The sequence below is a fragment of the Brachybacterium sp. SW0106-09 genome (assembly GCF_001293905.1).
GTDB lineage: Bacteria > Actinomycetota > Actinomycetes > Actinomycetales > Dermabacteraceae > Brachybacterium > Brachybacterium conglomeratum.
Genome location: NZ_BCAK01000017.1, coordinates 69616 through 91866, shown reverse-complemented (window position 1 = coordinate 91866; position 22251 = coordinate 69616). Strand labels below are relative to the sequence as shown.

Here is a 22251-nt window from a genome sequence, read left to right as displayed (position 1 = left end):
GCGGCCTCCCGCGCGGCGCGGGCCAGCGCCGCGGCGGTCGCGGCCGTCGGACGGGAGGCGGCGCGCTGCGGCGTGAAGCGCACGCGCGTGCCGGGGCTGAGCAGTGCGGGCGGCTCCCGGTGCACGTCGAACAGGGGCGCGTCGCTGCGGCCGATCAGCTGCCAGCCGCCGGGGGAGGGGCGCGGGTAGATGCCGCAGTAGCGGGAGGCGAGGCCGACGGCGCCCGCGGGCACCGACGTGCGGGGCTCGGCGCGGCGCGGCACCTCCCAGGGCGGGCCGGACGCCTCGTGCGGAGCGTCGGCGACGAGATAGGGGAAGCCGGGCGCGAAGCCGCCGAAGGCGACCGTCCACGTCGCCCCGGAATGCGCGCTGATCAGTGCGTCCGTGCTCATCCCGAGCAGCTCCGCGACGTCTTCCAGGTCCTCGCCGTCGTAGACGATGTCGATGCTGGTCTCGACGCCGCCCGTCTCCTCGCGCGCGGAGCGGGGGAGCTGCGAGAGCAGGTCCGCGAGCTGTTCCACGTCGCGCGGCGCAGCGCCGTGCAGCAGCAGGGTGCGCTCGGCGGGGACGAGCTCCAGCAGGTGTGCGGGGGAGAGGGCGCGCACGGCCGCGGCCGCGGCGAGCACCGCGGCGGTGTCCGGGTACTCGGCGAGGACGCTGGTCTCCCCGGCGCGGTGCACGCGCAGCGGGGGAGGGAGGGTGTCCGTTGCCCGGTCCTTCACAGCGCCGCCTGCAGGGTCACGCCCGCCTCCTCGAGCCGGGCCCGCACCGCCCGGGCGAGCTCGACGGCGCCGGGGGTGTCCCCGTGCAGGCACAGCGACCGCACCGGCAGATCGACCCAGGTGCCGTCGGCCGCGCGCACCCCGCCCTCGGTCGCGATCGACAGCGCCTGGGCCGAGACCGTCTCGGGGTCGGTGAGCACGGCGCCGGGCCGCGTGCGCGGGGTGAGGGTGCCGTCGGGGAGATAGGCGCGGTCGGCGAAGCCCTCGAGCACCACCGGCAGGCCCGCCGCCTCCGCCGCAGGGACGACCACGGCACCGGGCGCCGCGACCAGGGGCAGGCCGTCGAGCTCGCCGAGCGCCCTCACCACCGCGCCGGCCTGCGCCTCGTGACGGGCGAGCGCGTTGTACAGGGCGCCGTGGGGCTTCACCCCGCGCACGCTGCTCCCCTCCGCGCGGGCCATCGCCTGCAGCGCCCCGACCTGGACGACCACCTGGTCCGTGAGGTCATCAGGGGTGATCTCGAGGAAGCGCCGGCCGAAGCCCTGCAGGTCCGGATAGGCGACATGCGCCGTGATCGCGACGCCGCGTGCGGCGGCGGCCCGACAGGCGGCGCGCATCGTCGAGCCGTCCCCGGCGTGGCCGCCGCAGGCGATGTTCGCGGTGGTGACGACCTCGAGCATCGCGGCGTCGTCCCCCATCGACCAGTCGCCGAAGCCCTCCCCGAGGTCGGCGTTGAGGTCGATGACGGCGGTGGCGGTCATGGGCGGGCTCCTTCGTCCGACAGCGGGATCCTCCCCATTGTCGGCCCCGGCCGCGCGGACGTCATCCCGCCCTGCGTCCGACGGGACGCGCGGGCGTCATGCCGCGCGTTCGCACGCCCCGGCGCGCGAGCGTTCCCCCGACCTTCTGCGCCCGGGACGACTCATGGACGCCGCGACATGAGTCGCCACCGGCACAGAACCTGGCCGGCCGGGGTCCGGGGCGGCGGTGGCTGGTGCGGCCCCGCACCGAGGGCCGGAGCCGAGGTTCTGCACCGCTGAGGACCCGTGCCGGCGACGAGATGAGTCCTCGGCGGCGCAGAACCTGCGGCCCCCGATAGCCTCGGGGGATGAGCGCGACCCCGGCGTCCCCCGCCCCCGACGCGTCGGCCGATGCGTCGACACGGATCCCCGACCTCCCCGCCGGGATCGGCGGCACCGATCCGACCGCACCGCTGCAGTACACCGCCGAGGACGTCGCCGCCGCTCGTGACCTGCTCGGACAGGCGCGGAGAGGAGAGGCGACGGGGTCGGACGGCGCGTCTCGCCCGTCCGACCCGTCGGCCGCGCAGGAGGCCACTGCGGTGGTGACCCTGAGCGATGAGCAGATCGCCGCGCTCGACGGCTACGAGCGCCGCCAGTTCGTGGCCCTGCCCTGGCTCGACGCGCATGCCCAGCAGCGACGCGTCGCCGCGGCCGTCGCCCTGCGCGGCATGATCGCGAGCGGCCAGGTCCTCACCCGCACCGCCCGGGACGAGGAGGGGCCGCGCTGGCGGGCCGTCCCCGAGATCTCCGGCTGCCTCGTGCTGCGCCGCACCGCGGAGTCGTTCACCACCGCCGAGCGGACCGTCCGCACCGAGGCCGGGCCGCAGGTCCATCGCCTGCACTGCTACAGCCACCCCGGCGGGGTGCTCGAGGAGGAGACGACGGCCGACGGCCTCCACCGCTTCACCGTGCTCCGCGCCGAGGAGGCGACCGTGCGCCTGGCCGCCTTCCTCGACCCCGCGGGCCTCGCCGATCCCGCCGCCGATGCCGCTTCCGACGTCGGCGGCGCGAGCGTCCACGTGCGCGGCTCGGAGCTGCCCGCCCACCCGCTCGCCGCGCAGCTCGCCGCGACCCGGGCGCTGACCGTCCTGACCCGCGTGCGCACGGCCGACGGGACCGTCCAGCAGCTCAGCGCCTACGCGACCGCCGACGGGATGCTCACCATGGAGGCCCTCGACCCCGGAGCCCAGGACCCCCGCCTCGAGTTCCGCGGCGTCGGCCCCGCGTCCCTGCGCGCGCTCGCGACGGTGCTGGTCAGCGGCCAGGGCACGCCGCAATGACCCCGCCGTCGGGGGAGCACGCGCCGCCGTCGCCGCGGGAGGCGACGCCGACCGCAGGACCGCCCTCCGCGGCGCCCCCGGGGCCGGACCTCACATCCCGGGCCGCCCGCGCGTCTGCCGGGTGATGACCATGAAGATCCCCCACGAGACCGCGGTCCAGCGGCACGGCCCCACCGTGCTGCGGGTGTGCTGCGCCGTCCTCGGCCCGGGACCCGACGCCGAGGACGCCTGGGCGGAGACGTTCCTGGCGGCGCTGACCTCCTGGCCCGATCTCGCGGAGGACACCAACCTCGAGGCCTGGCTGGTGCGCGTCGCCCATCGCAAGGCCATCGACGTCACCCGCCGGCGGGCCCGCCAGGCCGTGCCCACGGATGACCTGCCCGAGCAGACCTCCCGCCGCGGGAACCCCGGCCGGGACGACGGGGTCTGGACCGCCGTCGCGGCCCTGCCCGAGAGGCAGCGGCTCGCCGTCGCCTATCACTACCTCGGCGGACTCCCGCACGCCGAGACCGCCGCCCTGATCGGCGGGAGCGCCGAGGCCGTCCGTCGCGCCTCGGCCGACGGCATCCGAGCCCTGCGACGGAGCTTCGCGGCAGGCGACGACACGGAAGGAGCTGCGCGATGACCGACACCCCGAGCCTCCCCGAGCACCTCACGACGAGCGAGCGGGAGGCGCTCTTCCCGCTCCCCGATCCGGCCCTGGCAGGACTCCGCGCCCGCCTCGTGCAGCAGGCCGACGACGCAGGCCTCGTCGAGGTCGCCTATCGCACGCTCGACACCCCCCTCGGCCCGCTCCTGCTCGCCGCGACCGCGCAGGGGCTGGTCCGCGTCGCCTTCGAGCGCGAGGGCTTCGACGCCGTGCTCGCCGCCCTCGCGACGACGCTGAGTCCCCGCGTGCTGGAGGCGCCGCGCCGGCTCGACGAGGCGGCCGTCGAGCTGGAGGAGTACTTCACCGGCACCCGCCGCCGCTTCGACCTGCCGCTGGACCGCGCCCTGTCCACCGGCTTCCGCGAGAAGGTCCAGCGCGTCCTGCCCCGGATCGACTACGGCTCCACCCGCTCCTACAAGGAGATCGCCGAGCTCGTGGGCAGCCCGCGGGCCGTCCGCGCCGTCGGCACCGCCTGCGCCACCAACCCGCTGCCGATCGTCGTGCCGTGCCATCGCGTGCTGCGCACCGACGGCGCGCTCGGCGGCTACGTCGGCGGCCTCGACGCGAAGACCGCCCTGTTGACCCTGGAGAGGACCGCATGACCAGCCCCGACCCCCGCACCGGCCCCGACACCGGCGCGCGCCCCGACGCGGACCCTCGCACCGGCACCCGTACCGGCACCGGCACCGACATCGTGATCGGCGAGGACGGCCTGGCCCGCCCCGGCTGGGCGGCGAGCGACCCGATGCTGCGCGAGTACTACGACACCGAATGGGGCATGCCCGTCCGCGACGAGCAGGGCATGTACGAGCGGATCAGCCTCGAGGCCTTCCAGGCCGGGCTGTCCTGGGCGACGATCCTGCGCAAGCGGCCCGCCTTCCGCACCGCCTTCAACGGCTTCGACCCCGAGGTCGTCTCCCGCTACGGCGAGGCGGAGGTCGAGCGGCTCATGGCCGACGCCGGCATCGTGCGCAACCGCGCGAAGATCCTCGCGACCATCACCAACGCGAAGGCGACCCTGGCGCTGCGGGAGAAGGGCGGGCTCGTCGACCTCGTGTGGTCCTTCCAGCCGGGGACGACTCCCGCGCCGAGGACCGTCGCCGAGATCCCCACCCGATCGCCGCAGTCGACGGCGCTGTCGAAGGCCCTGCGCAAGGAGGGGTTCGCCTTCGTGGGGCCGACGACGATGTTCGCGCTGATGGAGGCCGTCGGCATCCTCGACACCCACCTGCTGGGTTCGCACCGCCGCGGCACCTCCGGCGTCTGGGAGGCCTGAGGGTCCGGGCGGGGCCGACGGGACGGCCGCTCCGGATCAGCCCGCCGCGCCGTGCTCGACGCCGCCCGTGGCGTCGTCCGTCGCGCCGAGCTCCGCGCCGACGGCGTCGGCCCACTGCGCGAGCACGTCCTCGAGGCGGCCATGGACGCGCAGGGACGCGTCGGGATCGGCGCGGGTCGGGCCGTCGTTGAGGATCACCACCGGCTTGCCCTGCTTCCGAGCGGCGCGCACGAAGCGCAGCCCCGACTGCACCGTCAGCGAGGAGCCCAGCACCAGCAGGGCGCTCGCCTCCTCGAGCGCGGTGAAGGCGGAGGCGACCACCTCGCGCCGGGCGGACTCGCCGAAGAAGACCACGTCGGGCTTGAGGATCCCGCCGCACAGCGGGCAGGGCGGGTAGCGGAAGGAGCTGGTGCGGTCGACCTCGGCGTCCCCGTCGGGCGCCTGGGCGGCATCGGCTGCGAGCTCGGGCAGGCGGGCCGCGAGCTCGGGGTTCATCGCGAGCATCCGGGCGTGCAGGGCGGCGCGCGAGGAGAGGGCGTCGCACTGCTGGCAGCGCACCCGGTCCAGGCGTCCGTGCAGGTCGATCACGGGGTCCGAGCCGGCGGCGGCATGCAGGCCGTCCACGTTCTGGGTGATCACGGCGGTGACGGGGAAGGCGGCGGGGGACAGCACCGCGAGCAGTCGGTGGGAACGGCCGGGCAGTGCGCTGCGGAACTGCTCCCAGCCGACGGTGGAGCGGGCCCAGTACCGGCGTCGGGCGAGGTCGTGCCCCATGAACTCCTGGTAGGTCATGGGGGAGCGGGGCACCGCATCGCGGCCCCGGTAGTCCGGCAGGCCCGAGCCCGTGGACATCCCCGCCCCGCTCAGCACCGCGACCGGCCGGTCCCGCAGCAGCGCGAGCGCCTCGTCGATCTCGTGGTCGTGGCTGCGCAGGCCGTAGCGCGCCCCCTCCATCGGCCCCCAGGCGGGCAGACGCGGCCCGCCGCGGGTCGGACCCGGGCCGTCCAGCGGGCGGGAGGTCGCGGTCGCGAACCAGCGGCCGACGTCCGCCGCGGGACCGGCGAGGCCGGAGCGGGGCGAGGTGTCCTCGGCGCGACTCATTCCTCGAGCGTAGAGCGCGAGTCCGTCGCCGTGGCGCCATCGGCGCCGGAGGTGACTCCATCCTCCCCGTCGGCCCGGTCCCGCCGCGAGCGGATCCGCTGGGTCGCCAGTCCCACCAGGGCGAGGACCCCGATCCCCGCCACGATCGAGGAGTAGATCCGCACGAAGCCCTCGAGCGCCTCGCCGCCGGCCTGTCCGAAGGCGTAGCCCGCGACCACGAACACCGCGTTCCAGATCGCGGAGCCGATCCCTGTGGCCAGCGCGAACAGCCACACGGGCATCTTCTCTATCCCCGCCGGGACCGAGATGAAGGTGCGCACCATCGGCACGAAGCGCGCGAGTGCCACGGCGGGGAAGCCCCAGCGCTCGAAGAATCGCATCGCCATGGTCACGTCCTTCTCCTCGAGCAGCGGGAGGCGCCGCACGAGAGCCGTGGTGCGCCGCAGCCCGAGCGCGCGCCCCACCGCGTACACGCCGAGCCCGCCGAGGACGGAGCCGAGCGTCGTCCAGAAGATCGGCACCAGCACGTGCTGGCCGTTCGCCGCGGCGGTGACGCCGGCGAAGGGGAGCAGCACCTCGCCGGGGATCGGCGGGAACAGCGCCTCGGACGCGATCACGAGCGCGGTGCCGGGACCGCCCAGGAACTCCATCAGGGCGATCGCCCATGCCGTGACGTCCACAGGGGCCTCCCGTCCTGGCACATCGGCTGGCGCGTGCACCGTAGCGGGGGACGGTGGAGGGCAGGTGAACGGCACGTGGCGACAGACCGGGCGCGTCCCCACCAGCGGCCTTGCAGAGGCGTGCTGCAACTTTGCAGCGACCTGTTGACAACGATGGAATGAAGCGCTTTCCTAGTGGTGATCCACCCGACCAGATCCCCTTCGAGCTGGAGGAGGCCGCGCTGATGGACGGCGCGAGCCGGCTGCGGATCTTCTGGTCGATCGTGCTGCCGCTGTCCCGCCCGATCCTCGGCGCGGTCGCGATCTTCGTGTTCATCGGCGCGTGGAACAACTTCCTGTGGCCCTTCATCGTCGTCAACGACTCGAACCTGATGACGCTGCCGACGGGCCTGCAGACCGTGATCAGCGCCTACGGCATCCAGTACGCGCAGAACATGGCCCAGGCGATGCTCGCTGCGCTGCCGCTGATCGTGGTGTTCATGTTCTTCCAGCGCCAGATCATCAAGGGCATCGCCACCACCGGCATCGCCGGCACCTGATCCGGCGGTGGGCAGCGCCCGGGCCGTGGCGCCCGTCGGCCTCCGGGGGCCGACGGGCGCCGCGCGGGCGACCGACGAGTTCGGTCGCCCAGGGCCCCGGGTGTCCACAGGGGACGCCGCATAGGTCACACGGGTTTGCCTCCCCGCGCTCACCTGGCCTGGGATGGAGGGACGGTCGCCGGCACGCGGCGGCCCCGTCCCGCAGGAGGCAGCCCATGACGACTCTCGAGCACTCGATCGTGATGGGCGGGAGCATGGCCGGACTGCTCGCCGCCGCGGCCCTCGCCCCGCACAGCGCCCGCGTCACGATCGTCGACCGCGACCCGCTGCCGGTCGACGGGCCCGAGGCCTTCGCCCCACGCCGCGGCGTGCCCCAGGGCGGGACCGTCCACCGCCTGCTCGCCCTCGGCGAGGCGCGGATGGAGGAGCTCCTGCCGGGCCTGCGCGAGGAGCTCCTCGCCGCCGGCGCCGTCCCGCGGGCCGCCCGCGAGGCGGACACTGTGCTCGACGAGGCGACGCCGAACGAGGGTGCCCCGGCAGCGGCCGACGGCCCGCTCGGGACCGGCGAGTCCGCCGCCGCCCCGGGCATCGACGAGCCCGGCACCCTGTGGCTCACCCGCCCCGTCCTCGAGGGCGTGGTGCGCCGCCGCGTGCTCGCCCTGCCCGGTGTCGAGGCGGTCCAGGGCGCCGTCGGCGGACTCCTGACCAGCGACGTCAAGCGCACCGTGACCGGCGTGCAGCTCCGCGGCGGGGAGGTCGGCGAGCTGCACGGCGACCTCGTGGTCGATGCCGCCGGGCGCAGCAGCCGCGCCGCCACCTGGGTCGAGGGCCCCGGGTTCGAGCGCCCGCGCACCCTCGGCACACGCGTCCACGTCGCCTACACCTCGCAGCGCCTGCGCCTGCGCGAGGGCGCGATGCCCGAGGGCGCCGAGTCTCTCGGGCAGCCGGCGACCGGCAACAACCCCTTCACGATCGACCTCGAACCGTGCGGGGCCGACGAGCACATCCTCTCCATCGCCGGCACCGCCCGCCACCAGCCGCCCACCGATCTCGAGGGCCTGCTGGACATGGTCGCGCTGCTGCCTGAGCGGGAGACCGCCGACGCCCTGAACAGCGCCCTCGAGGGTGCGGAGCCGGTGGGGGAGCCGTCCGTCGCCAAGGCCGCGGGCGCCCACCGCCAGCTCTGGGAGGAGACGACCGACGGTCCCGCAGGCCTCGTCCACATCGGCGACTCCGCCGCGATGTTCACCCCGCTGTACGGCCAGGGCATGACCATGGCGGCGGTCGGCGCGGTCGCGCTGCGGGACACGCTCACACGCGACGGGGCCGACGGTCTCGCCGCCCGCTTCCCCCGCCTGCTCGGTGCACTGCTCGACCGCGCCTGGGAGATCACCACCTCCCGCGACGCGCAGATCCCCGGTGCCGAGATGCTGGTCGACGGCGCGGTGGTCGAGGAGCTGCCGGTGCCGGGATCGCTCATCGGCGCCGCCTCGGGCGAGTAATCCGCGGCCGAGGAGACGGTCCCGGCTCCGTGCCGTGACGCGCCGCGATCGTGTCCCTCGCCGACCAGGCGCGGCTCAGCGCGTGTAGGTGAGCACCCGATAGCGCAGGCCGCTCGCGGCCTCGTGCCAGCCCTCCGCGGGCTCGGCGGCGGTGACCGCGAAGTCCGCAGGGATCTCGGGTGCGAGGGTGTCCCCGTCGACCTCGAGGTCGATCTCGGTGACGACCAGCTGCTCGGCGACCTCGATCGCGTCGGCGTAGATCGAGCCGCCGCCGATCACCCAGGTGGTCCCTGTCGGGCCCGCCTCGGTCGCGGCGAGCTCGAGCGCCTCCGGCAGCGAACGGGCGCGCATCGCGCCGGGCATCTCGAGGGAGTCGTCACGGGTGATGACGATGTTCGTCCGCCCCGGCAGGGGGCGGAACCTCGGCGGGAACGATTCCCAGGTGCGCCGCCCCATCACGACGGGGGAGCCGGAGGTGGTGCGCTTGAAGTGCTTCAGGTCCTCGGGCAGGTGCCAGGGCATGGTGCCGCCGTCGCCGATCACCCCGCCGCGCGCCTGTGCCCAGATCATGCCGATCCGCGGCGCGGCCGCGTCGTCGGCCGCGCCCGTTCCGCGCACGCCGTCGGCCGCGCTCGACGTGCACGCGTCGGCCGGGCCGGCGCCGGGATCCGCGCCCGTGCTGTTCGTCCCGTCGGCCGCACTCACACGGCCACCGGCGCCTTGATGCCCGGGTGGTGCTGGTAGCCGACGATCTCGATGTCCTCGGGCTCGTACTCGAGGATCGAGTCGGGCCGACGGTTCAGGCGCAGCTCGGGGTACGGGTAGGGCTCGCGGGAGAGCTGCCGCTCCGCCTGCTCGACGTGGTTGTCATAGATGTGGCAGTCCCCGCCGGTCCACACGAAGTCGCCCACCTCGAGGTCCGTCTGCTGGGCGACCATGTGCGTGAGCAGCGCGTAGCTGGCGATGTTGAAGGGCACGCCGAGGAACAGGTCGGCGCTGCGCTGGTACAGCTGGCAGGAGAGCTTCCCGTCGTGCACCTCGAACTGGAACAGGGCGTGGCAGGGCGCGAGCGCCATCTGCGGGATGTCCGCCGGGTTCCAGGCCGAGACGATCAGGCGCCGCGAGTCGGGGTTGCTGCGGATCTGCTCGACCACGTCGGTGATCTGGTCGATCACGCCGCCGTCCGGGGTGGGCCAGGAGCGCCACTGCGCGCCGTAGACCGGGCCGAGATCGCCATTCTCGTCCGCCCACTCGTCCCAGATCGTCACGTCGTGCTCGTGGAGATAGCCGATGTTCGTCTCCCCGCGCAGGAACCACAGCAGTTCCACGATGATCGAGCGGGTATGCACGCGCTTGGTCGTGACCAGCGGGAATCCCTGCGAGAGGTCGTAGCGGATCTGCTTGCCGAAGAGGCTGCGGGTGCCGGTGCCGGTGCGGTCGCCCTTGGCGTGGCCGGTCTCCAGGACCTCGCGCAGCAGGTCCTCGTAGGGGGTCGGGATCGTCACCGGAGTAGCTCCTCGTTCTCGGGGTGGGCAGTGGACTCGCGCACGACCAGCGAGTACGGCGTGTCGATCGTGCGGGGCGGGCCGTCGTAGCCCTGGATCCGCTCGGCGAGCAGGTCCAGCGCGGTCGCGGCGAGGGTGAGCTTGTCCGGCGCGATGGTGGACAGCGACGGGATGGTGAAGGGGCTGTCGGGGGTGTCGTCGTAGCCGATCACGGCGACGTCCTCGGGCACGCGCCGGCCCAGGCGGCGCAGCATGGCGAGCGCGCCGGTGGCGAGGTCGTCGTTGCCGCATACGATCCCGTCGACCTCCGGATGGCGCGCGAGCAGCTCGCGCGCCCCGCCGAAGCCGTCCTCGCGCCGCCAGTCGTCCACGACCTGGATCCGGGCGGGCTCGCCGCCGAGGTCGTGCGCGGAGAGCGCCGCGAGGAAGCCGTCGCGTCGCATCGTCCCGGAGGAGTGGGGCTGCTTGCCCTGGGCGGTGTCGATCGCGCCGATGAACGCCAGGCGCCGTCGGCCCTGCGCGATCAGGTGCGAGGTCGCCTCGTACGCGGCGCCGACGTTGTCGATGCGCACGTAGTCGCTGCCCTGCGGGAGGGTCTCGGGCAGGTGCTCGCCGATGAACACGGTGGGCTGGCTGGTGCGCTCCATCCGCGCGAACAGCTCCTCCTCGAGCATCAGCGGGTTGAAGATGACCCCGTCGCCGAGCACGCGCTTGAACCCCTCGAGCACGGTTCGCTCCGCCTCGCGTCCGGCCGAGGTCGAGTGCAGCAGGATCGTCTGCCCGCGCTCCTGCGCCACCTCGATGAACTGCTGGGCGAGGTTCGAGAAGTAGGAGAAGTCCAGCGAGGGGACGGCGAGGGTGATCATGCCGCTCGCCCCGGTGCGCAGCTGCTGCGCCGCGACCTGTGGACGGTAGCCCACCTGCAGGATCGCTTCGCGCACCTTCTCGCGGGTGGAATCCTTCACGTGGGGGTAGTCGTTGACCACGTTGGAGACGGTCTTGATCGAGACGCCGGCGAGCTCGGCGACGTCGCGCAGCGACGGCGGACGTCGGCGGCGGGTCGCGGGGCTCGAGGGCATGAGGTCGATTCTCGCACCGTCCTGCGCGGGCGGGGCGCGACGTGACCGAGGTCGTGTCGAGAGTGCCGGGGCAGGGTGTCAGCAGAAAGGGGACTGCAGCGGCATGCCGCGCGGCTGAGCGGCTCAGTGTGCCGATGGAGTCCCGTTTCTGCAGAAGCCCGGGAGCGGCGGGACGCCGTTGACGGGGAGGCAGGCCTGTGGAAGCATGTTTGCAACGTTGTAGAAGCGGTCGTCGCGCCGGGCGCAGCTGCCCGGTGGCACGACCTCGCCGCTCCCTCGCTCCGCCGTCGATCGCCGCTCCGGCGCCGCATCGCCGGCCCGCCCCACTCCAAGGATGCCGACACCGATGTCTTCGCCCGTCACCCTCACCCTGCACCCGTCCTTCCAGGTCGCGCCTGTGCGCCGCCGCACCTTCGGCGCCTTCGTCGAGCACCTCGGGCGCTGCGTCTACACCGGCATCTTCGAGCCGGATCATCCGTCGGCCGACGAGGATGGCTTCCGCACCGACGTGCTCGCCCTGACCCGCGAGCTCGGCGTGAGCTCCGTGCGCTACCCGGGCGGGAACTTCGTCTCCGGCTACCGCTGGGAGGATGGCGTGGGCCCTGTCGAGGAGCGCCCCGCCCGCCACGACCTCGCCTGGCACTCCAGCCCAACACCGTCGGGCTCGACGAGTTCATGGCCTGGGCGGGCAAGGCCGAGGTCGAGCCGATGTACGCGGTGAATCTCGGCACCCGCGGGATCGAGGAGGCGCTCGACGTGCTCCAGTACGCGAACGCCCCGCAGGGCATCGCGTACTCGGACCAGCGCGCCGAGAACGGCCACGCCGAGCCCTACGGCATCCGCATGTGGTGCCTGGGCAACGAGATGGACGGCCCCTGGCAGGCCGGGCACAAGACCGCCGAGGAGTACGCGCGGATCGCCACCGAGGCCGCCCGCCTCATGCGCCAGGAGGACCCCGACCTCGAGCTGATCGCCTGCGGCTCCTCCAGCTCGCAGATGGAGACCTTCGCGGCCTGGGAGAACACCGTCCTCACCGAGTCCTACGACCTGGTCGACATGATCTCCGCCCACGCCTACTACTCGGAGAAGGACGGCGACCAGGCCTCCTTCCTCGCCTCGGCCGACGACATGGACCACTTCATCGACTCCGTCGTCGCGACCGCCGATCACGTGCGCGCCAAGCTCAAGCGCGACAAGCGCATCATGATCAGCTTCGACGAGTGGAACATCTGGTACCAGCACCGCGCCGAGTCCCGCCCGCCCAGCGGCGATGACTGGCCGGTCGCACCGGTGCTGCTCGAGGACACCTACAGCGCGATGGACGCCGTCGTCTTCGGCAACCTGCTGATCTCCCTGCTGCGACACAGCGACCGCGTCGCCTCCGCGTCCCTCGCCCAGCTGGTCAATGTCATCGCCCCGATCATGACCGCACCCGGCGGGGAGGCCTGGAAGCAGACCACCTTCCACCCCTTCGCCCTCACCTCCCGCCACGCGGCCGGGCAGGTGCTCGACGTGCGCGTGACGGCGCCGACCTTCAAGAACACCCGCTTCGGGAAGAGCTCTGCGGCCGATGCGGTGGCGACCTGGGACGAGGAGTCCGGCGCGCTGACCCTGTTCGTGGTGAACCGCGGCCCCGAGGGCGAGCAGGCGCTGGACGCGGACCTCGCCGGCTTCGGTGACCTCGAGCTGGTCGAGGCCGTCACCCTCCACCACGAGGACCCCTACGCCGCGAACACCCAGGACGCGCCCGAGACCGTCGTGCCCGCGCCGAACGACTCGGTCGCGCTGGACGGCGGCCGCCTCGTCGGCGCGCTGCCCGCGATCTCCTGGTCGATGATCCGTCTGGCCCGCCGGGCCTGACCCCTGACACGGTCCGGCCGGGTGGAGCGCCCCCGGCCGGGCCGCCACCCACCCGCACCCACCGACCGTGTCTGCAGATGTGGGCTTCCAGCGGCACGCTGAGCCGCTGAGCTCCGCGGCGTGCCGCTGGAGTCCTCTTTCTGCAGACGATCCGCCCCACCGACCTCGCCTCGCCCCGCCATCCCGAGGAGCCCTCGATGACCGCCCGCACCCTGACCACCGGCCTCGTCGGCGCCCTCGCCCCGACCTCGACCGGCACCCGCCCGCTCGCCCCGCGCACCGGAGAGACCGACGGGCCCGCCCGCGTCGTGATCGACCTGGACCTGCCCGGCGCCACGATCTCCCGCCACCTCTACGGCCACTTCGCCGAGCACCTGGGCCGCTGCATCTACGGCGGCTTCTACGTGGGCGAGGACTCCGAGATCCCTAACGTGCGCGGCATCCGCACCGACGTGGTCGAGGCGCTGCGAGCCCTGCGGATCCCGAACCTGCGCTGGCCCGGCGGCTGCTTCGCCGACGACTACCACTGGCGCGACGGGATCGGCCCGCGCGAGGACCGCCCCCGCATGGTCAACTCCCACTGGGGCGACATCGTCGAGGACAACTCCTTCGGCACCCACGAGTTCATGGACCTCGTCGAGCTGCTCGGCACCGAGGCGTACGTCAACGGCAACGTCGGCTCCGGCACGGTGCGCGAGATGAGCGACTGGATCGAGTACCTCACCCGCGCCGACGACTCGCCGATGGCGGCGCTGCGCCGCGAGAACGGCCGGGACGAGCCGTGGACCGTGCCGTTCTTCGGCATCGGCAACGAGGCCTGGGGCTGCGGCGGGAACATGCGCGCCGAGGACTACGCCGCGCTCGCCCGCCAGTACGCCACCTACGTGCGCGACCACGGCGACAACCAGGTCACCCGCATCGCCGCCGGCGCCTCCGACGGCGACTACGCCTGGACCGAGGCGCTGATGCGCGCGATCGACGGCCTCGAGGGCCGTGACGGCCGGCCCGGCCCCTTCCAGGCGATCTCCCTGCACTACTACACGATGTCCGGGCCGTGGGAGGACAAGGGCAGCGCCACCGAGTTCAGCGACCAGGAGTGGTACCGCACCCTCTCCCGCGCCGTCCGCGCCGAGGAGCTCGTGGCCCGCCACGCGACCGTCATGGACCGCCACGACCCGCACAGGAAGGTCGGCCTGGTGTTCGACGGGGCACCTGGTGGAACGTCGAGCCCGGCACGAACCCCGGATTCCTGCACCAGCAGAACACCGTGCGCGACGCGCTCGTCGCCTCGCTGCACTTCGATGGCTTCCACCGCCACGCGGACCGGCTCCTCATGGCGAACATCGCCCAGACCGTGAACGTGCTCCAGGCGATGATCCTCACCGACCCGGACTCCGGCGCGCTCGTGCTCACCCCGACGTACCACGTCTTCGCGATGAACGCCGGGCACCAGGACGCCGCCGCGCTCGACGCCCACCTGCTGCTGCCCGAGGAGGTCGCCGAGGTCGACGGCCGGCCGCTGCCGCTCGTCTCCGCCTCCGCCTCGCTGCGGGCCGACGAGGGGGCGGCGCTCGTGTCCCTGTCGAATCTCTCGGCCGACGAGCCCCGCACCCTGGTGCTCGACCTGCGCGGCCGTTCGGTGACCGGCCACGAGGCGACCGTGCTGACCGGCGCGTCGACCGCCGCCCACAACACCCCCGAGCAGCCGGACGCCGTCGCCCCGGTGCCGCTGACGGACGTGCGCGAGCACGAGCGGGGCCTCGAGGTGACCCTGCCGCCGCACTCCTTCGCGACGGTGCGGCTTGACCTCGCCTGACCGCGGCGCCGACCAGCCCCGGCAGGGCGCGAGAGTGGAGAGGCCCGGTGCGTCGGCCGGTGGTGCGGAGGAGCGCCGCGAGCACCTCCGCACCCTGCTGGGTCTCGACCCCACCACGACGGAGGGAAGCCTCGCCGCCGTGCCGCAGGCCCCGTCGGACGGCGGCCCGGTCGAGGTGCAGCTGCTCGCCCCGTGCGGGGAGCCAGGAGCCGCGCCGGATGCCGACCCCGACGTGGTCTCGGCGTTCCTGCTGCGCCCCGACCCGGCCGTCGACACCGGCGCCGGCGTCGTCCTGATCGCCGGGCACGGCCGCGGCATCGACGATCTCGTCGCCACCGACCCGGCCGACGAGTACCACGACGCCCTCGCCCACAAGCTCGTCCGCGCCGGGCTGACGGTGCTGTGCCCGGAGATGATCAGCTTCGGCCGGCGCCGAGTCCCGCCCCCGCCGGGCGGCGCTCCATGGGCGCCAGAGGAGAAGACCTGCGAGATCGACGCGGCCCGGCACCTGCTGCACGGCCGGCCGGTCATCGGCCGCCGCGTCGCCGACGCCCGCGCCGCGGTCCAGGCGCTGCGCGCCCTGCCGGGTGTGGACCCGCAGCGGGTCGCCGTCGCCGGTGGCTCCGGGGGTGGGGCGGTCGCGCTGCTGCTGGCCGCGGCCGACGAGACGATCTCCGCGGCGCTGGTCGCTACCTTTTTCTGCAGCTTCGCAGCGAGCATCGCCTCCATCCGGCACTGCCCCTGCAACATCGTCCCTCGCCTGCTGCCCGAGCTCGAGATGGCGGACATCGCCTCGCTGATCGCCCCGCGCCCGCTGGTGATCGAGGCGGGGGCGCGCGACCGCACCTTCCCGATCGCCGCGACCCGCGAGGCGTTCGCGCAGCTGGGGCCGGTGTGGGAGGCACAGGGGGCGGTCCCGCCCGAGCTCGTGGTCACCCCGGGAGGTCACGCGTTCCGCGCCGAGCACTCGCTCGAGGCGCTGCGGGAGCACCTGACGAGCTGAGCCGCGGACCGTCGCACGGAGCCGACGCGGCAGTCCCTCGGTCGTCCCCGGTCAGGACGCCGCGCCCTGCCCCGAGGTCGACGCCCCGCCGGGATAGCGGCTGCACTGCGGGCAGCGGGTGAGCAGGTCGTGACGGCACGAGACGACGTGGGCGAGGAACCGTTCGGCATCCTCGAGCCGCTCCCGCTCCTCGCGCAGCTGCGCTCGCCGGCGGGTGATCATCTCTGTGCGGCCCGCCTCGTCGCGATGCAGCACCTGCGTGATCTCGGCCAGGCTCATCCCCACCTGCTGACAGGCCCGCAGCACCCGCAGTCGGTGCAGATGCTCCTCGGAGTAGTCGCGGTGCCCGGCGGCGGTGCGGTCGGGGCTGACCGCGCCGACCTCGTCCCAGTGGCGCAGCACGTGCTCGGCCACGCCGATCCGTGCGGCGGCCTCGGAGATCCTCATGCGCCTATCCTGCCGTGACGACTGTGCCCTTGCCCTCAGGTCGACCTGAGGTCATACCGTCCCGGCATGGTCTCCTCGGCACGCCCGTCACCCTGCCCCCTGCCCGCCCCCACCGTCGTCGACCTGGACGGCGTCCCCGTCGCGGCCTGGGTCCTCGGCCCGGACGCCGCCGAGTCCGACGGCGACCTCGTCATCTGTCACGGCACGCCCTGGTCCGCCGCGCTGTGGGCCGAGCTCGCAGCGGCGCTTTCCGAGCAGTGGCGCGTGCACCTGTGGGACATGTCCGGCTACGGCCGCTCCTCTCGGGACCCGTCGGCCGCCCTGGACCTGCGCACGCAGTCCGTCCGGCTCTCCCGCCTCCTCGAGCACTGGGAACTGGAGCGGCCCCGCGTGCTCGCCCACGACATCGGAGGCGCCGTCGCCTTCGGCGCCCACCTCCGCCACGGCGCCGAGTACGAGGCGCTGATGCTGTGGGACGTGGTGACCCTCGACCCCTGGGGCTCGCCGTTCTTCCGCCTCGTCGCAGAACACGCCGAGGTCTTCGGTGCGCTGCCGCCCGCCCTGCACGGAGCGCTCGTGCGTGAGTACGTCCGCGGCGCTGCCGGCTCACCCCTCGGTGAGGGTGCAGTCGACGGACTCGTCGGCCCCTGGACCGGCGGGCCCGAGGAGCGCGCGAGCTTCTACCGCCAGATCGCGGCGCTGCGCCCGGAGGACACCCGTGACCTGGTCGCCTCCCTCGACCGGGTGCGCACCCCGGTGAGCATCGGCTGGGGCGCCGAGGACCCGTGGATCCCGGTCGAGCAGGCGCGTCGGCTCGCGGACGCCCTGCCGGGGGAGGTGCCCGTGACGATCCTGCCCGGCGTCGGGCATCTGGTGCCGCTCGAGGCGCCGGATGCGCTGCGCGAGGCCGTCGGCCGCTGGCTCGGGGGCACCTGCGCGGCGCCCTGACCTCCAGCTTCATCTGTGTTCAACCTAGGGGTTGACGACGGTGGTGAGGGGGCGTAGTGTCCTCCTCATCAACCGAACGGTTGAGAAGGAGGGCGATGGACGCCGAAGACCTCTCGAGGGCGTTCGCCGCCCTCGCCGACCCCACGCGGCGGGACCTCGTCTCACGCCTGACTCTCGGTGACGCCACCGTCGGCGAGCTCGCCGCCCCGTACGACATGTCCCTGCAGGCTGTGAGCAAGCACCTCACGGTCCTCGAGTCCGCCGGCCTGGTCACGCGCCGGCGCGACGCACAGCGGCGCCCCGTCCACCTCGAAGCCGAGGTGCTGGGGGAGCTGACCGACTGGATCGACCGCCATCGCACCGCCGCCGAGGCCCGCTTCTCCCGCCTCGACGACGTGCTCCAGCAGCTCGAGGACCCCTCCCCGAGCAGCGCCCCGCGCAGCACCGACTCCCCGGAGGGAACGCCATGACCGCCGCCGACCGCCCCGCCACCGCCGACCGTCTGACCGCCGCCGCCATCGAGGCGGATCCCGAGGTCCCGCTGATCCGCATCACCCGGGACTTCCGGGCGAGCGCCGCCCAGCTCGTCCGCGCCCACACCGACCCCGAGATCTACGCCCGCTGGTGCGGGCCCAAGAGCCTCGACACCCGCATCGACCACTGGGACGCCCGCACCGGCGGCTCCTGGGCCTTCACCAACATCGACCGCGAGACGAAGGAGGAGTACTCCTTCCACGGCAGCTTCCACGAGGTGCGCGAGGACCGACTCGTGCAGAACTTCACCTTCGACGGCTGGCCGGACGGCGTCTCGCTGGACACGATGACCTTCGAGGACCTCGGCGACGGCTGGACCCGCATGCACAGCCAGTCCTTGCTGGACTCCTTCGAGGGCCGCGCCGGGATGCTCGAGAGCGGCATGGAGGTCGGCGTGAACGAGGGCTACGAGAAGCTCGACGCCCTGCTCGAGGGCGGGGAGGTCGAGGCCTCCTGAGTCGACGCCGGCGTGGCTGACGGGCTCCCGGCCCGTCGGCCGCGCCTGCGCGCGTCGGCCGTGGTGCTCGGCCGGGTCGCCCTCTCCCGTCAGCCGTGATGTCCTGGCCCGTCGGCCGGGCCGACCGCACCGCCGACCACGCCGCCCGGGCCCGTCGGCCGCTCCCGCGCACGCGCTGTCAGAGTGACAAGATCGAGTGTTTGCGCCCAGGGGTGGGGGAGATGTCCCCTTCTGCCGTACGGTGAACGGTGTGCTGGACGCCGCACCCCGCCGAGGGGACGCGCGCGGCACCCGAGACCTCAGTCCCTGTCCCTTCGACGATTGTGAATCCCCTTATGCAGGTAGCTGCCCGCAACAAGCTGTCCGCTCCTCCTCATCTGGCCAAGAACGGCCTGCGCATCACCCCGCTCGGCGGCCTCGGCGAGGTCGGCCGCAACATGACCGTGTTCGAGCACCACGGCAAGCTGCTCATCGTGGACATCGGCGTGCTCTTCCCCGAGGACCACCAGCCCGGCATCGACGTGATCCTGCCGGACTTCACCTCGATCCGCGACCGCCTCGACGACATCGTCGGCATCGTGCTCACCCACGGCCACGAGGACCACATCGGCGGCGTCCCGTACCTCCTCAAGGAGCGGGCCGACATCCCGCTGTACGGCTCGGAGCTGACCCTCGCCTTCATCACCGCGAAGCTCAAGGAGCATCGCATCACCCCGAAGACCATGCAGGTCAAGGCCGGAGACCGCCAGAAGGCCGGGCCCTTCGACCTCGAGTTCGTCGCGGTGAACCACTCCATCCCGGACTCCCTCGCGGTGTTCATCCGCACCTCCGCCGGCTCCGTGCTGCACACCGGCGACTTCAAGATGGACCAGTTCCCGCTGGACGGTCGCATCACCGACCTGCGCGCCTTCGCGCGCCTCGGCGAGGAGGGCGTGGACGTGTTCCTCACCGACTCGACCAACGCCGAGGTCCCCGGCTTCACGATGAGCGAGCGGGACCTCACCCCCGCGATCGACCGGGTCTTCGCGACCTCGCCGCGGCGTGTGATCGTCTCGAGCTTCGCCAGCCACGTCCACCGCATCCAGCAGGTGCTCGACGCCGCCCACGCCAACGGCCGCAAGGTCGCCTTCGTGGGCCGCTCGATGGTGCGCAACATGAAGATCGCGCGCGAGCTCGGATACCTCTCCATCCCCCGCGGCCTGGTCGTCGACTTCCGCAAGATCCAGTCGATGCCCGATCACAAGATCACCCTGATCTGCACCGGCTCCCAGGGCGAGCCGATGGCGGCGCTGGCGCGCATGGCCAACGGCGACCACCAGATCCAGGTGGGCGAGGGTGACACCGTGCTGATGGCCTCCTCGCTGATCCCCGGCAACGAGAACGCGATCTACGGGATCATCAACAAGCTCATCGACCTCGGCGCGAACATCGTCCACAAGGGCAACGCGAAGGTGCACGTCTCCGGCCACGCGAGCGCCGGCGAGCTCGTGTACTGCTACAACATCGTGAAGCCGAAGAACGTGCTGCCGGTGCACGGCGAGTCCAAGCACCTGCACGCCAACGCCGATCTCGCCCGGAAGACCGGCGTGCCCGAGGACCGCGTGGTCGTCGGCTTCGACGGCGTGGTCGTGGACCTCGTCGACGGGAAGATCAAGGTCGCCGGCAAGGTCGACGCGGGTCTCGTCTACGTGGACGGCCAGACCATCGGCACCGCCACCGAGGATACCCTCGCCGAGCGCCGCATGCTCTCCGGCGGCGGCGTGGTCACGGTCGTCGCGCTGATCGACCCCAAGACCCACAAGCCGGTCGAGCCGGTCGAGTTCCTCACCAAGGGCTTCGTGCACGACAAGAAGACCTTCGAGGGCGCCTCCGCCCAGGTCGAGAAGGCGCTCGCGCAGTCGAAGACCGACAAGATCGACGACATCGCCGAGATCGAGCAGATCGTGGTCGACACCGTCAGCAATCACCTGCGCCGCACCTACCGCCGCGAGCCCGCGGTGATGGCCGTGGTCATCGATTCCTGAGTCACCGACCCATCCCCGCGCGGCCGACGTCCGTCGTCGGCCCCGCACGACGGCCCCTCCGGCCCGCGTCACAGCGGTGCGGGAGGGGCCGTCGGCTCAGCCGATCCAGATCTGGCAGATGTTGCTGCGGGTGAACGTGATGACTCGATCGGCATGGAGGAACCCCTCGAGGGCCACTGGATCATTGTCGAGCACCTCGGTGAAGGGCGAGCCGTGCGTCGGCCACCTCAACGAGACAGGCTGCGGTACGGCGGGTCGAGTGAACCCGCTTCACGTGCCCGTACGTGCCCGCCGCCCTGGACCCGCCGCTGAACAGCTTGCGCCCACCGAGCCTGGTCGTGTGGGACTCTACGGCGGTGCCGGCCGACGGGGCGGGGTGGGCGGAGGGACGGGTGATGACAGCAACGAACACGGCTCTGAAGGTGGGGCGATGACGGTCGTCGGCGGATCCGGCGCCCGCGACGAGCCGAGCCTTGCGGGCGGGCGCGCCCCGCTGCAGCTGCTGGTCGGCGGGGCGAGCAGGGAGGAGCTGCACGCTCGGCTCGCGGAGCTCGGCATCCAGCTGAACGACGGCGCGCGCACGCTTCTCGAGGATTCGTGCTTCGACACCCGGGCGCCGGAGCGGCTCGAGGTCGTGCAGCGCAGCCTCCCGCAGCTCGGCCTCCCCTCGGGCGGCACGCTCCCGCAGATCACCGCCGCGGCACGGGAGCAGGGCCTCGCCCCGCTGCCGCCGGACACCGGCCCCTACCTCCGCCTCGCCATCACGGACCAGGAGCAGGCCCCGGACTCGATCCTCTCCGCCGGGAGGGCACCGACCGGCGCCGTGCACATCCTCACCGCACCGCTCAGCGCGGACCACGACTACCCCAAGGGCTTCTACCTGCGTGTCGTCGACGGCGTCACCTGGCTGCGGGGCTTTCGCTGCGACGACGAGTACGTGTGGCCGGCCGACGCCGTCCTCGCCCTGCGGGCCCCCGACGCGTGAGGGTCCCTGCGTCAGCTGACCGCGAGGCGGTGCCTGAGCGCTGAGCGCACCGCGGCGTCCGACCGAGCGGCGGCTGAACGCACCGCGGCACCCCGCCGTCCCGCCCCGTGGACGAAGTGGCTCAGATCACCGCCTCGCGACGTTCCGCCCCTAGGCTTCGAGAATGTTCTCCTGCCTGTCGCGCGGAGCGCTGGGGCTCCCCCTGGACCACACCGCCGCCATCGATCTCGCGCTCGCGCACGGCTTCGGGGGCGTGGACCCCGACCCCGAATACTTCCGCACCCTCCTGGCCGACGGCGGCCTCGAGGCCGTCTCCGCCCACGGCGAGGCCGTGCGGGCGAAGGGCCTGCAGTGGGGGATGGCTGGTCTCCCGATCGCGCTGGACTCCCCGGCCGAGGAGTTCCGCGCCTCCCTCGGCTCCCTGCCCGACGCCCTCGAGCTGCTCACCGCCGCCGGGGTCACCGCGGTCGGCACCTGGATCCGCCCCATGCACCAGACCCTCGACCATGCCGCCAATTGGCGCCTGCACGCCGGACGGCTCTCCCTGGTCTCCGAGATCCTCGCCGACCACGGGCTGCGGCTCGGACTGGAGTACATCGGGCCGAAGACCTTCTGGTCCACCGAACGCCACCCCTTCGTCCACGACATCACCGACGCCCGCGCCCTCATCGCCGAGACCGACGCGAGCAACATCGGCCTGATCCTCGACAGCTACCACTGGTACACGGCCGGGGAGACCCCCGAGGACCTCACGGGCCTGGCCGCTTCCGACATCGTCTCCGTCGACATCAACGACGCCCGCCCGGACCGGGCGCGCGACGAGCAGATGGACCTCGACCGCCGCCTGCCCTACGACACCGGGGTGATCGACCTCGACGGGTTCATGGGGGCGATCCGCGCGGCCGGGTACACCGGCCCCGTGAAGGTCGAGCCGTTCATGAAGGGCCTCGCCGAGCAGCCCGTCGACGAGGTCCTCGCCGACATCTCCACCCGCCTGGACCGGGCGATCACCGGCGCCTGACCCGACCCGGCCGGCGCAGT

General features: G+C 73.2%; 21 protein-coding genes and 3 pseudogenes. 15 read left to right on the top strand and 9 right to left on the bottom strand.

From position 1 onward, the window contains the following. Positions 1 to 722 (bottom strand): allophanate hydrolase subunit 1 (locus tag Y09_RS09110; protein WP_200716781.1); only part of this gene is annotated, 722 nt, incomplete at its 3' end. Then, positions 719 to 1483, bottom strand: a complete 765-nt coding sequence (locus Y09_RS09105; RefSeq protein ID WP_053917428.1) for a LamB/YcsF family protein — start codon at positions 1481 to 1483, stop codon at positions 719 to 721. The genes Y09_RS09105 and Y09_RS09110, both read right to left, overlap by 4 nt. 347 nt (positions 1484 to 1830) lie before the next feature. Between Y09_RS09105 and Y09_RS09100 the strand changes: the two genes are divergently transcribed. From Y09_RS09100 to Y09_RS09085, 4 genes are all read left to right on the top strand, one after another. Further along, positions 1831 to 2805, top strand: coding sequence for a hypothetical protein (locus Y09_RS09100; RefSeq protein ID WP_053917427.1), 975 nt, complete (start codon positions 1831 to 1833; stop codon positions 2803 to 2805). Between the two features lie 130 nt (positions 2806 to 2935). After that, positions 2936 to 3430, top strand: coding sequence for an RNA polymerase sigma factor (locus Y09_RS09095; RefSeq protein WP_053917426.1), 495 nt, complete (start codon positions 2936 to 2938; stop codon positions 3428 to 3430). Next, positions 3427 to 4056, top strand: coding sequence for a methylated-DNA--[protein]-cysteine S-methyltransferase (locus Y09_RS09090; protein WP_053917425.1), 630 nt, complete (start codon positions 3427 to 3429; stop codon positions 4054 to 4056). The genes Y09_RS09095 and Y09_RS09090 overlap by 4 nt, the downstream gene beginning before the upstream one ends. Beyond that, entirely contained in the window at positions 4053 to 4730 is a 678-nt protein-coding gene (locus tag Y09_RS09085; RefSeq protein ID WP_148639593.1) for a DNA-3-methyladenine glycosylase I, read from the top strand. The genes Y09_RS09090 and Y09_RS09085 overlap by 4 nt, the downstream gene beginning before the upstream one ends. Positions 4731 to 4766: 36 nt before the next feature. Here Y09_RS09085 and Y09_RS09080 read toward each other — a convergent pair whose 3' ends face one another. Together Y09_RS09080 and Y09_RS09075 are read right to left on the bottom strand one after the other, a co-directional pair. Continuing rightward, positions 4767 to 5831, bottom strand: a complete 1065-nt coding sequence (locus Y09_RS09080; protein WP_053917424.1) for an NAD-dependent protein deacetylase — start codon at positions 5829 to 5831, stop codon at positions 4767 to 4769. Beyond that, complete coding sequence (locus Y09_RS09075; protein WP_053917423.1) at positions 5828 to 6511, bottom strand: DedA family protein; 684 nt, start codon at positions 6509 to 6511, stop codon at positions 5828 to 5830. Before Y09_RS09075 ends, Y09_RS09080 begins: the two co-directional genes overlap by 4 nt. A 188-nt stretch (positions 6512 to 6699) precedes the next feature. Between Y09_RS09075 and Y09_RS09070 the strand changes: the two are divergent. After that, positions 6700 to 7050: pseudogene (locus tag Y09_RS09070) on the top strand (carbohydrate ABC transporter permease); the annotation flags it as partial. Between the two features lie 215 nt (positions 7051 to 7265). Next, on the top strand, positions 7266 to 8552 hold the full coding sequence (locus tag Y09_RS09065) for a hypothetical protein (RefSeq protein WP_053917422.1): 1287 nt from the start codon (positions 7266 to 7268) through the stop codon (positions 8550 to 8552). A gap of 75 nt (positions 8553 to 8627) precedes the next feature. Here the strand turns inward: Y09_RS09065 and Y09_RS09060 are convergent, their stop codons facing one another. From Y09_RS09060 to Y09_RS09050, 3 genes are read right to left on the bottom strand one after another with little or no spacing between them, the layout of a single operon-like run. Continuing rightward, positions 8628 to 9257 carry a dihydrofolate reductase gene (locus Y09_RS09060; RefSeq protein ID WP_234695683.1) on the bottom strand — a complete coding sequence of 210 codons (630 nt, stop codon included), beginning with the start codon at positions 9255 to 9257 and terminating at the stop codon, positions 8628 to 8630. Then, positions 9254 to 10057 carry a thymidylate synthase gene (locus Y09_RS09055; RefSeq protein ID WP_053917421.1) on the bottom strand — a complete coding sequence of 268 codons (804 nt, stop codon included), beginning with the start codon at positions 10055 to 10057 and terminating at the stop codon, positions 9254 to 9256. Before Y09_RS09055 ends, Y09_RS09060 begins: the two co-directional genes overlap by 4 nt. Next, positions 10054 to 11136, bottom strand: coding sequence for a LacI family DNA-binding transcriptional regulator (locus tag Y09_RS09050; RefSeq protein ID WP_010549280.1), 1083 nt, complete (start codon positions 11134 to 11136; stop codon positions 10054 to 10056). The genes Y09_RS09055 and Y09_RS09050 overlap by 4 nt, the downstream gene beginning before the upstream one ends. A gap of 346 nt (positions 11137 to 11482) precedes the next feature. Here Y09_RS09050 and Y09_RS09045 point away from each other — a divergent pair. From Y09_RS09045 to Y09_RS09035, 3 genes and pseudogenes are all read left to right on the top strand, one after another. Continuing rightward, a pseudogene (locus Y09_RS09045) lies at positions 11483 to 12996 on the top strand (alpha-N-arabinofuranosidase). Positions 12997 to 13193: 197 nt separating this feature from the next. Next, positions 13194 to 14812: pseudogene (locus Y09_RS09040) on the top strand (alpha-N-arabinofuranosidase). Further along, positions 14799 to 15815 (top strand): dienelactone hydrolase family protein, encoded by a 1017-nt coding sequence (locus Y09_RS09035; RefSeq protein WP_234695682.1) that lies wholly within the window; start codon positions 14799 to 14801, stop codon positions 15813 to 15815. Before Y09_RS09040 ends, Y09_RS09035 begins: the two are co-directional and overlap by 14 nt. 51 nt (positions 15816 to 15866) lie before the next feature. Here the strand turns inward: Y09_RS09035 and Y09_RS09030 are convergent, their stop codons facing one another. Beyond that, complete coding sequence (locus Y09_RS09030) at positions 15867 to 16262, bottom strand: MerR family transcriptional regulator (RefSeq protein WP_053917419.1); 396 nt, start codon at positions 16260 to 16262, stop codon at positions 15867 to 15869. Positions 16263 to 16328: 66 nt separating this feature from the next. Here Y09_RS09030 and Y09_RS09025 point away from each other — a divergent pair, with 66 nt between their 5' ends. The 4 genes from Y09_RS09025 to Y09_RS09010 all read left to right on the top strand — a co-directional run bounded on the left by Y09_RS09025 (position 16329) and on the right by Y09_RS09010 (position 20225). Then, positions 16329 to 17210, top strand: coding sequence for an alpha/beta fold hydrolase (locus tag Y09_RS09025; RefSeq protein ID WP_053917418.1), 882 nt, complete (start codon positions 16329 to 16331; stop codon positions 17208 to 17210). A 95-nt stretch (positions 17211 to 17305) separates the two neighbouring features. Continuing rightward, positions 17306 to 17680: a helix-turn-helix transcriptional regulator gene (locus Y09_RS09020; RefSeq protein WP_053917417.1), complete on the top strand. Its 375-nt coding sequence runs from the start codon at positions 17306 to 17308 to the stop codon at positions 17678 to 17680. Continuing rightward, entirely contained in the window at positions 17677 to 18201 is a 525-nt protein-coding gene (locus Y09_RS09015; protein WP_053917416.1) for an SRPBCC domain-containing protein, read from the top strand. The genes Y09_RS09020 and Y09_RS09015 overlap by 4 nt, the downstream gene beginning before the upstream one ends. A 335-nt stretch (positions 18202 to 18536) precedes the next feature. Next, positions 18537 to 20225, top strand: a complete 1689-nt coding sequence (locus Y09_RS09010; protein ID WP_148639592.1) for a ribonuclease J — start codon at positions 18537 to 18539, stop codon at positions 20223 to 20225. A 96-nt stretch (positions 20226 to 20321) separates the two neighbouring features. On the opposite strand, the gene Y09_RS18110 is transcribed toward Y09_RS09010, so the two are convergent. Then, positions 20322 to 20456: a hypothetical protein gene (locus tag Y09_RS18110; protein ID WP_255351672.1), complete on the bottom strand. Its 135-nt coding sequence runs from the start codon at positions 20454 to 20456 to the stop codon at positions 20322 to 20324. Positions 20457 to 20655: 199 nt separating this feature from the next. On the opposite strand from Y09_RS18110, the gene Y09_RS09005 reads away from it, so the two are divergent. After that, on the top strand, positions 20656 to 21210 hold the full coding sequence (locus tag Y09_RS09005) for a hypothetical protein (protein ID WP_053917415.1): 555 nt from the start codon (positions 20656 to 20658) through the stop codon (positions 21208 to 21210). Between the two features lie 163 nt (positions 21211 to 21373). Continuing rightward, on the top strand, positions 21374 to 22231 hold the full coding sequence (locus Y09_RS09000; protein ID WP_053917414.1) for a sugar phosphate isomerase/epimerase: 858 nt from the start codon (positions 21374 to 21376) through the stop codon (positions 22229 to 22231). The last annotated feature ends 20 nt before the right edge of the window (positions 22232 to 22251 follow it).